Here is a 12,345-nt window from a genome sequence, read left to right as displayed (position 1 = left end):
GAATTAACCACGAGGACACGAAGGTAAGAAGATACACGAAGAAAAACCCTGTCTTGCTAACAAGCACAAAGGCACTGAGGTGATAAAAAACACAAACGCTGTGCTCTTTATTACCTTAGTGCCTTTTGGTTAAATCAAAAAGACTTAATTCAACGAAAAGAGAGGAATCCGTGCCGCTACCATATTATGAAACATAAGTTCGGTAACGGTTGGATCCATGTATTCAATCAGCGGAAATTCGGCAATGGTTTCCATCGCCTCGACCTCCGACTCTGCCTTCAGGATACACCATAGCTTTTGACGGTCGGCCGAAAGAGAATACGACAGGATCTTGCCGCTTTCCATCAATTCATTAATTTTCAGTCGTTGTGCGGGTATTCGCTGGATGAACTCCGCGTCCATACTGGCCGGCAGTTCAAATTCAATCATGTATTGGCTCATAGTGATTGAGGTAAATGGCCCTTCTATATAACCGGTAGTCTGTACATAACGTTCGATTGGTCCGTGCATTACCCAAACACCGGCCGGTTATTGACCACTTATCAGCGAGTTAACAATTTTTAGCTCGTCTTCGTTGATTGTATGCGGAAAACCCGGATATAATTTTGCTGTGACATCAGCACCCATCCGCTGATAGACCGCTTCCGTTTCCAGTACGCGTCCTTTCGGAATATGGGCGTCGGTATCGCTACAGCCCAGAAATACGGGCGTTTGCTCAAAGCTGCCCGCATAGTCGCGGGAAGTGCCCTCCGGACCGATGAGGCCACCGCTCAAACCAAAAATCCCGCCGTAGCGCATTGGATTACGAGCCAGGAACTCCAGTGTCAGACAGGCTCCCTGCGAAAAACCCAGCCAGTAAATCTGCGATGGCTTCAGGTTGAAGTCCGACTGTAAGCGGGCCCGCAGCATTTCCAGAACATTGAGAGCCGACGACAAATAGGGTTCGTTTTGTTGCAAGGGCTGCAAAAACGAGTAAGGATACCAGGTGTGCTGGCTGGCTTCCGGCGCCACAAAGGCAAAATCCTTGTCGTTGATATAGGTCGACAGCGAGAGCATGTCCCGGGCGGAGCCGCCCCGGCCATGCACCATCACCATCACTTTAGTCGCTTCTTCCAGCGGTTTGCCCGCCGTCAGGATATTATTCGGGTTATGAATCATAGGAATAAGGATCGGGTCACCGGTTGGCCGGCAACCCGATCAGTTTGTTATTTAACCTGGATAGGAGGGAGGGCTGCTTCAATTTTTGCCCGGCGTGGTTCATACCATTCCGGTAATTTCAGGGTTGTTCCCAGCGAATTTACCGGCTCGTCGACCGAGAAGCCCGGAGGATTGGTCGCTACTTCGAACAGAATCCCGCCTGGTTCACGGAAATAGATACTGTGGAAGTAGTTCCGGTCGAGGACCTGCGTTGGCTGAAAACCGGCCTCCGTTAATTTCTCCTGAATCGCAATCTGCGACTCGTCATTGTCGGTAGCGAAGGCTACGTGGTGCACCGTACCGGCTCCCTGCGCACCCCGCAGTTCGTTTGGCGAATGCTGGACGTCGACATACGTACCTGCCCCGCCGTTGGCTGTTGCCTTGAACCGGAAGCGACCGTTTTCTTCAGCCACCAGTATATGATTCATCGCGCCGGTCAGCAGTTCGATGGTTTTATCGACTTTGGCTTCATTAAGCGTGACGGTATGAAAACCACGGATTGCGTTTTCGGCCGATATCGCCGGTGTTGCCCAGCCTTTGCGTAAGTCTGTATCATCGGCCACCAGCTCAACGCCCATACCGTCGAAATCCTCGAAGCGGATGTAGGTTTCGTTGAAGCGGCGGTATGGCCCGGCAACCGCAATATGAAATTCGGCAAGCCGGTTGACCCAGAAGCTCAGTGAAGCGGTCGGGATCGTAAACGCAGTGTAGGTTAACTGGCCCGTGCCTTTACGGCCGCGTGGTAACCGGCCATACGGGAAGAACGTCATGATTGTTCCCGGAGAACCGGTCTCGTCGCCGTAGTAAAGGTGATAGACATCCGGTGCATCAAAATTGATGGTCTTCTTTACTAACCGAAGACCAAGAATTTCGGTGTAAAAGTCAACATTGCGCTGAGCGTCGCCAGCGATGGTTGTGACATGGTGAAGTCCTGTGATGAGCGTTTCCATATATCTAAAAGTGTCAAGCGTTTCTAATTGTTTCTGCAAATATATTGTAAATACATTTAATGTAGATACATTTAAATTAAAAAAAATGTTCAATCAAACTAAAAATAATCGCTGAGGGCTTGTTTGTGAAGATTTATAGGCTGTTTTTCAGTGTTTTAGGGTAGAGTGTTTATTTTTGACGCTATATACCTTACCTTTTACTTTAACTGGTTTTAACGACTGCCACCGAATATGACCCTACCGGCTACTATTGATGAAGTCCTTAATTCGCTCGATCAGATTATTCTGCAGGCCAAACACGACCGGTCGCCGGTGGGCTATTTTGCGTCGCTCTACCGGCGCATGACAGCAGCCGTGCTGGAGGGTATCCGGGCAAATAAGTTTCAGAATGCCGACCGCATGGCCCGGCTAGACGTGCTGTTTGCCGGCCGCTATCTGACGGCCTACGACCAGTTCCGCCAGCAGCAACCAATGACGCAGGCATGGCGGGTGTCATTTGAAGCCTGCCGGCGAAACGAAATTACGGTGATTCAGCACCTGTTGCTGGGAATTAACGCACACATTAATCTCGATCTGGGCATTGCCGCCGCGTTGACGAGCCCCGGCGAAGCCATTCATGACCTGGAAAAAGACTTTAACATGATCAACGGGGTAATTGCCTCTCTGACCCGGACCGTTCAGGATGAGCTGACCCAGATCTGGTTTCCGATGCGGTTGCTCGACCGGATCACAGGCAATGCCGACGATGATCTGATTAACTTCAGCATCGGTGTGGCCCGGGCGGAAGCCTGGCGGGTGGCCACCGATCTGGCCTTTATGACCGAAGCCCGACAGAAACCGTATATCCTGAGCCTCGACAACCGGATTGCGATGCTGGCCCGAAAAATCGAGAATCCTTCATTTTTACAGGGCGCCACGCTGAAACTAATCCGCCTTGCCGAACTCAATAATCCGGTACGAATCATTGATATTCTGGCGACATAAACCTGCCTATAGCTGCGGAGAAGTTCTGCTGAATTACCGGTTGATCAAGTGACTTCGCGGGAAGCCTCCTATCTTTGCAGCCGAAAAGGCTTCTTTCGCACAGCTGCTATGACTATTCTATTGCTTAATACCCGCCTCGTTAACGAAGGCGCCATTACAGAAACAGACGTTCTTATTGAAAACGGAATGATCGCGCAGATCGCTCCTGACCTTTCAGGGCGCCGGGCCGACCGCGTCATTGATGCCAATGGTAACTATCTGTTGCCGGGTGTCATTGATGATCAGGTACATTTCCGGGAACCGGGGCTCACGCATAAGGCAACGATCCGGTCGGAGTCACGGGCTGCCGTTGCTGGTGGAACAACCACCTTCATGGAAATGCCGAATACCGTACCTAACGCACTGACACAACTGTTGCTGGAAGACAAATACCAGATTGCCGCCCAAACGGCGTTCACAAACTACTCCTTTTTTATGGGTGCGTCGAACGATAATCTGGACGAAGTGCTGCGGACCGACCCGCGTACGGTGTGTGGTATTAAGGTGTTTATGGGGTCATCGACCGGTAATATGCTGGTCGATAGCGAAAGCACGCTGAGCGGTTTATTTTCGCAAAGCCCGATGCTGATTGCAACCCACTGCGAAGACGAAGCGACCATCCGGGCCAATACCGCCCGTTACCGTGAAGAGTACGGCGACGATGCTCCGGCACATATTCACCCGATCATCCGGAATGAAGAAGCGTGTTACAAATCCTCATCAATGGCCATTGCGCTGGCGAAAAAATACAATACGCGGCTGCATATCCTGCATATTTCGACGGCCGATGAGTTGAGCCTGTTCGATAACTCTCTGCCACTCACCCAAAAACGGATCACGTCAGAAGTGTGTGTACACCATTTGTGGTTTGATGCCAGCGACTATGACCGGCTGGGAAATCAGATTAAGTGTAATCCGGCGATTAAGGCGGCTCACCACAAAGAGGCCCTACTGAAAGCACTGCTGGACGACCGGCTCGACATTATTGCTACCGACCATGCCCCGCACACATGGACCGAGAAACAGCAGCCTTACTGGCAGGCACCGTCAGGGTTGCCGCTGGTACAGCATTCATTGCTGATGATGCTCGACTTTGTACAGCAAGGTAAGCTGCCGATCGAAACCGTTGTCCGTAAAATGAGCCATGCGCCGGCCGACTGTTTTCAGATTGACCGGCGCGGCTACGTACGCGAAGGCTATTGGGCCGATCTGGTACTGGTTGACCTTGATCAGACGACAACGGTAGCTAAAGACAACGTCTTGTTTCAGTGCGGCTGGTCTCCGCTCGAAGGGCAGACCCTGAAAGCAGCCGTTACACATACCATTGTGTCGGGCGAATTAGTTTACGAAAACGGGCAGTTTCTGGCCGAACGGGCTGGCCGGCGTGTGCTGTTCGACCGGTAACCGCGCCGGAAAATCAGCCGGGTTGCAGTGTCTTGCCGCAACCCGTTTCCTTGTTTGTCCGTAATCTTTGCGACCTTTGTATCGGAAAGGCAAACAGAAGTCGCTGACGGCCTCTTTTTTGTGTAGTTGCCTGTCAATCATATGGAAATAAAAAACGCTGAATTTATCATCAGCAACACGGATATCACGAAGTGCCCGAAGCCGGATAAACCGGAATATGCTTTTATCGGTCGCTCGAATGTAGGCAAGTCATCGTTGATCAATATGCTGACGGGCCGGCACGCTCTGGCAAAAATTTCGGGTAAGCCCGGGAAAACACAGGTAATTAACCATTTCCTGATCGACAAGACATGGTATCTGGTCGATTTACCGGGGTACGGGTATGCTCAGGTCAGCAAAACAGACCGGGAAAAGTTCGCCATCATGATCGATTCATATCTGACCGGCCGCCCGAATCTGCTCTGTACGTTTGTATTGGTTGATTCACGAATTGAACCGCAGAAACTTGACCTCGATTTTATGTATAACCTCGGTGAGCGGGGCATTCCGTTTGTGATTGTCTTTACCAAAACCGAGAAGCTGAAATCGGGCGCACTGCAGAACGCGAAAGACCGGTACAAGGAGAAAATGCAGGAAATGGGCTGGGATGATATTCCCGAAATTTTCGTCACATCGGCAAGCGCAAACCTCGGCAGGAAAGAAATTCTGTCGTTTATTCAGCCCCTGAACGAAGAGTTTAAATCGTTGTAATCAAGCCGCATTAGCGCAACCAACCGCAAAGTAGCGTATCTTTGCGCCTTTATTTAGCCAACTAAAAAACAATACGTCTTGTATATAGACGTTATAGGATTAGAGTCATAACACATGGAAGGTCTACGACAGATTGCCAACATTGCCGGTTACAGCGGCTTGTATCGGATTTTGAAGCCCAGCCGGGCCGGTGTGATTGTTGAATCGCTGGATGCTAAGAAAGAAAAAACAATGATGGGGCCGACCGCACGGGTGTCGGTGTTACATGATATTTCAATTTACGTGGATAACGCTGAGCAGTCAGTGCCACTGGCTGATGTGTTGATGGCTGTTGCCGAAAAATTTGGTGATGAGCTGCCAACAGACGCTAAAGGTTCGAACGCAGAGCTGGCCGATTTTATGGCGGCGGCTGTTCCTGACTATGACCGGGAGCGCGTTCGGGTGTCAGATATTAAAAAACTGGTTTCCTGGTATGCAATTCTGCGCCAGTATGCCCCTGAACTGTTCGAAGCCAAAGCAACGGAAGGTGAAGCAACAGAGGGAGAGGCAACGGAAGGCGGAGAAGCCAGCGAAAACGCATAACGATTTCCATTTTTCAGTAAAAATAAAAAGCCGCGATTGGCCATTTGGCTTCGCGGCTTTTTCTATGCAGTTCAGCGTGTGTTAGTCAACCACACTCAGCTTCACCGTGTTGGTTTTGCGGTGCTGCGACAGCGGCATGCTCAGGGTATTCACAAAAATGTCGCCTGATGCCAGTACACCCTGCTCAACCAGAAGGGCCTTGATCTGATCAACGGTCTGATCGACAGTGCTTTCTTCTTTTGGCTGGAACGGTAATACCTGAACGCCCCAGTACAGGCCGAGGGTATTCATCAGCTGACGGTTTGTGGTACAAACGTACAGGCCGGCTTTCGGGCGGTGATGTGATAAACGAATGGCCGTGTAACCCGATGTGGTGATACCGATGATCGCTTTCGCTTTTGTATCACGGGCCAGGCGGCAGGCGCTCATTACCACATTATCATTGAGGACAGTAGCCGAAGGTTCTTCGTTGACATGTGCGTGGTAGCGGAAATACAGCTGTGCGGCCTTATCTTCTACTTCGGCAATCGTCCGTGACATATTTTCGACGGCCAGAATCGGGTATTTGCCAGAGGCCGTTTCGGCGCTAAGCATCACGGCATCTGCTCCGTCGAGTACTGAATTGGCAATATCGTTGATTTCGGCACGTGTCGGGCGGGGCGCGTCGATCATGCTTTCGAGCATCTGTGTGGCTACGATAACCGGCTTGGCAGCGCGGTTACACTTCTCAACGATCATTTTCTGGATCATTGGTACCACTTCGGCCGGCATTTCAACGCCCAGGTCACCACGGGCAACCATGATACCGTCGGTAGCAGCAATGATCTCGTCGATGTTGTCGATGGCTTCAGGCTTTTCGATTTTCGCAACAACGCGGCTCTTTTTGCCTTTCGCTTTGATATATTCTTTAATCTCAATGATTTCTGACGCCTCGCGAACAAATGAGAGGGCGATCCACTCTACGTTGTTTTCGAGTCCGAAATCAAGGTCAGCGTAATCCTTTTCGGTTACGGATGGCATTGATACCCGGGTGTTTGGCAGGTTAACCCCTTTTTTCGATTTCAGCGGGCCGCCATAGACCACTTCTGTGATCACATCGGTTCCATCAACACCAATTACTTTAACTTCCAGTTTACCGTCGTCAAGCAGAATGCGTTCGCCATGCTTAACGTCTCTGTACATGCCTTTGTACGGCGTACTTACGCGATCGGCTGTTCCGATTACTTCCTCGTTGGTAAAGACTAACTTACTGCCGGGCAACAGGGTAACGCCCTCATCTTTTTCAACCTTACCAATCCGGATTTTAGGGCCTTGTAAATCCTGTAGAATGCAGAGGTTCAGTCCGTGCTCATCGTTCAGTTCACGGATTCGCAGAATGCGCGAAAGATGTTCTTCGTGAGAACCGTGTGAAAAATTAAGCCGGTAAACGTTCACGCCGGCCTTGTGCAGTGCCAGCAGTTGATCTTTCCCTTCGGAAGCCGGGCCTACGGTGGCAACAATCTTGGTTTTTTTATTCATGGAGGCAAGAGAAAATTGGCAAGACGTACCAAAAACAGGGGCAAAAATAACGGGCTTCCCGGGATTTGTATGTAATTTTTTTGCAAATGCCCGATTTTACTAAACTTTAAGCCCTTTTTAAGGTTGCTTTACCGCCTGTAAGCGGGTATGTGTCAGGCTATAAAACGGCAAACCCGCTACAGAACGGGTTCCATAGCGGGTTTGCTTACTTATCACACAAACGTTAAATCGTTGATTCGGTTTCAGTTTCCGGTTCTTCTACACTCAGATTGTTCGCTTTTGCGTAGTCATCGCGCTGGCTTTCAAAATGCGTAAAGATTTCGGCGATTGTATCCAGATTCTCAGCAATTTTCGAGTGCATATCGCCCAGTGTTTTTTCGAGATACGAATCATTCAGGTTCATGTTGTCGGCTTCGATCTTAGTGATTTTTTCGATCAGAGCCGTTTGGCTGTTCTGTAAATCTTCTAATTCACGAACAATTTTGTTCATTAATTCGAACTTCTTAGCCTTGTCCATTTTGTCTATTGTTGTTGAGTACTATAGATAAAACAGCCTACCGGCAAGAAAGTTTAGAAAAAAAGTAAAAAGGTTACGTCAATAGGTCAGCTCGATGCCAAAATCACTGATCTTCACTGCCGCCTGAGGCGCATGCTGCCGGCGGACTTCATCGGCAATCCGGATCATAATTTCAGCGCGCCGGTCACTCGCTTGTCTCGACTTAGCACCCCGGCAATAAAACGCCCACTGATCATTGCCGGGGACAAAGATGACAACACTTTTAAAGAAATGCTCGTACGCAAAGCGTAGCGAAATGAAGGGCTCACGGTAGTTTACCCATCCGGATAGTCCACTCTCTTCCATTTCTACGGAATAATTGGTCAACGGGCTGGCCATAGCAGTCGGGTTGATACAGTGGTCAATCAATTTGTTCGTTCGTATTTGTTGTTTCGTAAACGTGTTGTCGATAGGCAGAAAATGAGCGTTTGGGGTAAAGATGATGTTTTCAGCGTCAGCGTTGCACGAAGCAAAAAAGATTTTGCAGTAACATACGCTGGCCAGGGCAGACATTGCTCCTGCCTGCCAACCTTTAGCGTCCGGTTACCCCCTGTCGGCACTGGTGCAAATGAGTCGGAAAGCTGGTTTTTACTGGTCTGAAAATTAGTTGAAAGCGCTTTTTCGGCAAAGATTTATAGTACAAAAGGTCGGATTGAGTGAAAACAGGTTTATGAAAAATTATTTATGCCAAAAAACTGTTCTTAAAGAGAGATTTTTTGGAACTTTGAAAAGCAATTTAACTGCCTCTTTCTCCCTTGTTTACGCCATCAAACGACTTAGGCTTATGTAGCACATCCGCTTATGCTTTCTCGGACGAAATGACCACTCTTTTCAAAGAGGTCAGAAAGCACCTACATGGTACTTACCTGTATCCGCAGGGCAATTGCCATAACGTAGCACATGTAGCATCCATGGTACTCAACAAGCAGGGAGTACCTAACCGGAAGGTCTGGCTTTTTTCGCCATGCCGCTATAAAACAGGGGCTTACGAAGCCATCTGTTTGCCCGACCCGAACAGCATTACGGTCGACGGTATGATTTCATGGGGGTATCATGTCGCTACACTGGTCGAAGATCCGCTCCTGGGTGAGCTGGTATACGACTACTTTATTAACACTGAACGTCCGTTGCGGCTTCAGGAGTGGATCAGCATTCAGGGGCTGTCCACGTATCAGTTACGGGTTGAACCTGCCCACAACTATTTGTTTTACTCAGAATCGGCGCCGGACCAGCTGGAAAGTTTGTTTACCGGTGAGTTTTTCCGCTACGAAGGAGAAGCGCTGGAGGGCGAATGGGTAGCAAAAGGGCTGGCTGTCAACCAGACTGCATACGATTTTTACCTTGAAGAAATCAAAACCCGTCCCGAGGGTCAGCTACGGTATGAATACCAGCTGCTGGTTGGTAACATCAATACGTTTGAGACGATCATTCGGGATCAGCAGGAACCGGCTGAACTACCGGCCGGATTAGTACAAAAACACCATCGCTTGCTGGCGCACTATCAGCAACGATACGAATATTACCTGGCGCGCTGGCGGACGCAACTGCTGCTGCTCGAACAGCCGGAAATGGTTAACTGGCAGCCGGAAGAACCCCGCACCCATTTGCCTTACTCATGGCATACCAATAATTATGTGCATGATGACCTGATTCTCAGCAATCCAATGGGTTTAAATTAACGAAAAGCGGGTTTACCCCGCTTTTCGTTTTTACATACAGTCTACGTCGGCTACAATCGATACCTGTCTCAGTCCCTTGTCGGTCAGAATATCGTTGATACGGTCCTGAATGAAGGCTTTAACTGCTTTCATATTCACAGGGCCGCGTTCTATCTTGATCATGATGTCGAACAGAAACTGATTGCGGATACGCTCTACCAGCGGTTCTTCAGGCCCCAGTACCCGGGTGCTGCCCAGCCGGTCGGTAAGCTCGGCGGCCAGCCGTTCGGCAGCTTGCCGGCATATTGCCTGCTCAAAATGCCGCACCGTCAGCTTAATCAGCCGCGTAAACGGCGGGTAGCTGTATTGCTCCCGTTCCAGCAGTTCTTCGGTATATAAGCCCTTATAATCACCGTTAATGACTTTTTGCAGGATACTTTGTTGCGGATTGCTGGTCTGAATAAGGACCTTCCCCTGTCGGTCTCCCCGGCGACCGGCGCGTCCGCTCACCTGCGTAATCATCTGAAAGGCCCGCTCGGTTGCTCTGAACTCCGGAAAATGAATCAGCCGGTCGGCGTCGAAGATCCCGACGAGCGATACCTTATCGAAGTCGAGACCTTTGGTAATCATCTGCGTTCCGACGAGCATGTCGATATCGCCCTGCTCAAACTCCTGGATAATTTGCTGGTAAGCGTTTTTTGCACGGGTTGTATCCAGGTCCATGCGTAGTGTGCGGGCGTTCGGAAAAATAATCTGTAACTGATCTTCGAGCTTTTCGGTGCCGTAGCCCATCGTACGGACCTTGGTGCTGCCGCAGGTCGGGCAGAGCCGTGGTACCTCTTCCTTATGGCCGCAATAATGGCAGCGGAGTTCGGCGGCCCGCTGGTGATAGGTCAGGCTGACGGCGCAGTTGGGGCACTCTGAGGTCCAGTCGCAGTCTTCGCATTGAAGGTAGGGCGAGTAGCCCCGGCGGTTCTGGAAAAGAATGCTTTGTTCTTTCCGTTCCATATTCATCTCCAGTGCCTGGAGCAGCGCCGATGAAAATTCGTTTTTCATCGTCTTCTGCTTTTTCTCCTGTTTGGTGTCGACCAGTATAATTTCGGGGAGTGTTGCGGCGCCGTAGCGCTGAAACAGCTCCACCAGACCATACCGGCCTTGCTGAGCGAGGTAGTAGGTCTCAATTGAAGGCGTAGCCGAACCGAGCAGGACTTTCGCCTGCTGCCAGTGTGCAATCATGATGGCCACGTCGCGGGCATGGTAGCGGGGGGCGGGGTCATGTTGTTTATAGGAAGTCTCGTGTTCTTCGTCAACGATAATCAGTCCCAGGTTGTCGAACGGCAGAAAGACCGCCGACCGTACGCCGACAACAAACTGGTATTTGCCCGACAAGACGCCTTTCCAGACTTCGACCCGCTCGTTGTCGGAGAACTTAGAGTGGTAGATGCCCATTTTATCGCCGAACACCTTTTGGAGGCGAACCACGATCTGAGTCGTCAGGGCAATTTCCGGCAGCAGGTAGAGGGCCTGGGAACCACCGTCGAGCGCCTGCTGGATCAGGTGAATATAAACTTCTGTCTTACCGCTGCCCGTAATGCCATGCAGCAAAACTACATGCTGCTGCTCAAACTGCGTCATGATCTGAGTCGCGGCCAATTGCTGGGCGTCGGTCAGTTTGATTTCAGCCTGAGTGGCCTGCATCTCGCTGAAACGCGGCTGAATAACGTCGAAGGTTTCAAAAACCTTGTTTTTAATCAGCGTCTGAAGCGACGACTGAGACAGTTCATCGTCCTGATTCAGGATCCCCTTATCAAGCCCCTTCTGGTTTAGCTCCGGGTTACGCTGAACGGGGATATGGCTCAGGTAGCGCATCACCACTTCCTGCTGTTTCGGGAGCTTTTCAAGCCGGTGAATAAGCATCATGAGCTGTGTCTGATCCTCATAATCGGTATGCAACCGGATTTTCCGGACCATTTTCGGGGTGTATTTCTCGCGTACTTCCTCAAAAATGATAACCGCCTTTTTGCCCACTAATGACTTAATTACAGAGGGGACATTTATGTCACCGACTAGTCTTCCTAGTTCATCATAAGATAAGGCAGGGTGGTTTTTTAGTTCTTCTAGTAACTCTTCTTCTGAATTTGTTAATAGCTCTTTATGATCAAAATCAGGGTTATACTGGACTTTAGACTGGCTCGAAATTTTTAGTCCCGATGGCAAGGCAATGTTCATAACCTCACCAATACAGCACATGTAATAGTCTGATATCCAGCGAAATAGTTCTAGCTGATAACCTGTTACGAGCGGATATTCATCCAGCAATTCAAGGATATAACGGGCCTGATACTGGCTTGGCGGGGTATTGTGCAGGCCGGCAACGACTGCGGTGAAGACTTTTCCCTGCTTTTTCCCGAAAGGTACAATAACTCTGGCACCAATTTTGATGATATCCACTAATTCACGGGGTACCCGGTATGTAAACAGCTTTGGTACAGGTATCGGCAGAATCAGTTCTGCGAAGAATGTGAGCTCTTCTTCGTTCGAATGATAATAAGTTAATTCTAGCAAGGTACTAAATCAATTTGTGCTGAATGCGACGCAGGTAGTAAAGATAGCGAAAGGCTGTTGAATTCCTGGCAAGAAGTTTGCACACATACTCTGTGATTTCATGTTCGATCGTAGCAAGTTCTTTACTTTCCGGTACTCAGCG

The 12,345-nt window shown here is 49.7% G+C and carries 12 protein-coding genes; 5 read left to right on the top strand and 7 right to left on the bottom strand.

From position 1 onward, the window contains the following. Positions 1-144 precede the first annotated feature (144 nt). The 3 genes from BLX24_RS25320 to BLX24_RS25310 form a co-directional block, all read right to left on the bottom strand. Positions 145-441 carry a muconolactone Delta-isomerase family protein gene (locus BLX24_RS25320; RefSeq protein WP_071506019.1) on the bottom strand — a complete coding sequence of 99 codons (297 nt, stop codon included), beginning with the start codon at positions 439-441 and terminating at the stop codon, positions 145-147. A gap of 87 nt (positions 442-528) precedes the next feature. Next, complete coding sequence (locus tag BLX24_RS25315; RefSeq protein WP_071506018.1) at positions 529-1,158, bottom strand: alpha/beta hydrolase; 630 nt, start codon at positions 1,156-1,158, stop codon at positions 529-531. A gap of 47 nt (positions 1,159-1,205) precedes the next feature. Beyond that, positions 1,206-2,147: a ring-cleaving dioxygenase gene (locus tag BLX24_RS25310; protein ID WP_071506017.1), complete on the bottom strand. Its 942-nt coding sequence runs from the start codon at positions 2,145-2,147 to the stop codon at positions 1,206-1,208. Between the two features lie 231 nt (positions 2,148-2,378). On the opposite strand from BLX24_RS25310, the gene BLX24_RS25305 reads away from it, so the two are divergent. The 4 genes from BLX24_RS25305 to BLX24_RS25290 all read left to right on the top strand — a co-directional run bounded on the left by BLX24_RS25305 (position 2,379) and on the right by BLX24_RS25290 (position 5,906). Then, positions 2,379-3,131, top strand: coding sequence for a DUF5995 family protein (locus BLX24_RS25305; RefSeq protein WP_071506016.1), 753 nt, complete (start codon positions 2,379-2,381; stop codon positions 3,129-3,131). A gap of 108 nt (positions 3,132-3,239) precedes the next feature. Continuing rightward, the gene (locus BLX24_RS25300; RefSeq protein ID WP_071506015.1) at positions 3,240-4,574 is read left to right on the top strand and encodes a dihydroorotase; all 1,335 of its coding nucleotides are present in this window, start codon (positions 3,240-3,242) and stop codon (positions 4,572-4,574) included. Positions 4,575-4,715: 141 nt separating this feature from the next. After that, positions 4,716-5,324, top strand: coding sequence for a ribosome biogenesis GTP-binding protein YihA/YsxC (gene yihA, locus BLX24_RS25295; protein WP_071506014.1), 609 nt, complete (start codon positions 4,716-4,718; stop codon positions 5,322-5,324). 114 nt (positions 5,325-5,438) lie between these two features. Beyond that, entirely contained in the window at positions 5,439-5,906 is a 468-nt protein-coding gene (locus BLX24_RS25290) for a DUF5606 family protein (protein ID WP_071506013.1), read from the top strand. An 81-nt stretch (positions 5,907-5,987) separates the two neighbouring features. On the opposite strand, the gene pyk is transcribed toward BLX24_RS25290, so the two are convergent. The 3 genes from pyk to BLX24_RS25275 form a co-directional block, all read right to left on the bottom strand. Beyond that, positions 5,988-7,424: a pyruvate kinase gene (gene pyk / locus BLX24_RS25285; protein ID WP_071506012.1), complete on the bottom strand. Its 1,437-nt coding sequence runs from the start codon at positions 7,422-7,424 to the stop codon at positions 5,988-5,990. A gap of 223 nt (positions 7,425-7,647) precedes the next feature. Next, entirely contained in the window at positions 7,648-7,941 is a 294-nt protein-coding gene (locus BLX24_RS25280; RefSeq protein WP_071506011.1) for a hypothetical protein, read from the bottom strand. A 78-nt stretch (positions 7,942-8,019) separates the two neighbouring features. After that, positions 8,020-8,349 carry a hypothetical protein gene (locus tag BLX24_RS25275; RefSeq protein WP_143092805.1) on the bottom strand — a complete coding sequence of 110 codons (330 nt, stop codon included), beginning with the start codon at positions 8,347-8,349 and terminating at the stop codon, positions 8,020-8,022. Between the two features lie 449 nt (positions 8,350-8,798). Between BLX24_RS25275 and BLX24_RS25270 the strand changes: the two genes are divergently transcribed. After that, positions 8,799-9,659 carry a protein-glutamine glutaminase family protein gene (locus BLX24_RS25270; RefSeq protein ID WP_143092804.1) on the top strand — a complete coding sequence of 287 codons (861 nt, stop codon included), beginning with the start codon at positions 8,799-8,801 and terminating at the stop codon, positions 9,657-9,659. Between the two features lie 30 nt (positions 9,660-9,689). Here BLX24_RS25270 and priA read toward each other — a convergent pair whose 3' ends face one another. Next, positions 9,690-12,203, bottom strand: a complete 2,514-nt coding sequence (priA, locus tag BLX24_RS25265; protein ID WP_071506008.1) for a replication restart helicase PriA — start codon at positions 12,201-12,203, stop codon at positions 9,690-9,692. Positions 12,204-12,345: the final 142 nt, after the last annotated feature.

The sequence above is a fragment of the Arsenicibacter rosenii genome, assembly GCF_001870735.1.
GTDB lineage: Bacteria > Bacteroidota > Bacteroidia > Cytophagales > Spirosomataceae > Arsenicibacter > Arsenicibacter rosenii.
The sequence above is the reverse complement of the archived record's forward strand: the minus strand, read 5'-3'. Positions and strand labels throughout refer to the sequence as shown.

Excerpts from the sequence above, each read along its gene's own strand:
- BLX24_RS25320 (WP_071506019.1), bottom strand. The coding sequence starts at position 441 with ATGAGCCAATACATGATTGAATTTGAACTGCCGGCCAGTATGGACGCG.
- BLX24_RS25315 (WP_071506018.1), bottom strand. The coding sequence starts at position 1,158 with ATGATTCATAACCCGAATAATATCCTGACGGCGGGCAAACCGCTGGAA.
- BLX24_RS25310 (WP_071506017.1), bottom strand. The coding sequence starts at position 2,147 with ATGGAAACGCTCATCACAGGACTTCACCATGTCACAACCATCGCTGGC.
- BLX24_RS25305 (WP_071506016.1), top strand. The coding sequence starts at position 2,379 with ATGACCCTACCGGCTACTATTGATGAAGTCCTTAATTCGCTCGATCAG.
- BLX24_RS25300 (WP_071506015.1), top strand. The coding sequence starts at position 3,240 with ATGACTATTCTATTGCTTAATACCCGCCTCGTTAACGAAGGCGCCATT.
- yihA (WP_071506014.1), top strand. The coding sequence starts at position 4,716 with ATGGAAATAAAAAACGCTGAATTTATCATCAGCAACACGGATATCACG.
- BLX24_RS25290 (WP_071506013.1), top strand. The coding sequence starts at position 5,439 with ATGGAAGGTCTACGACAGATTGCCAACATTGCCGGTTACAGCGGCTTG.
- pyk (WP_071506012.1), bottom strand. The coding sequence starts at position 7,424 with ATGAATAAAAAAACCAAGATTGTTGCCACCGTAGGCCCGGCTTCCGAA.
- BLX24_RS25280 (WP_071506011.1), bottom strand. The coding sequence starts at position 7,941 with ATGGACAAGGCTAAGAAGTTCGAATTAATGAACAAAATTGTTCGTGAA.
- BLX24_RS25270 (WP_143092804.1), top strand. The coding sequence starts at position 8,799 with ATGACCACTCTTTTCAAAGAGGTCAGAAAGCACCTACATGGTACTTAC.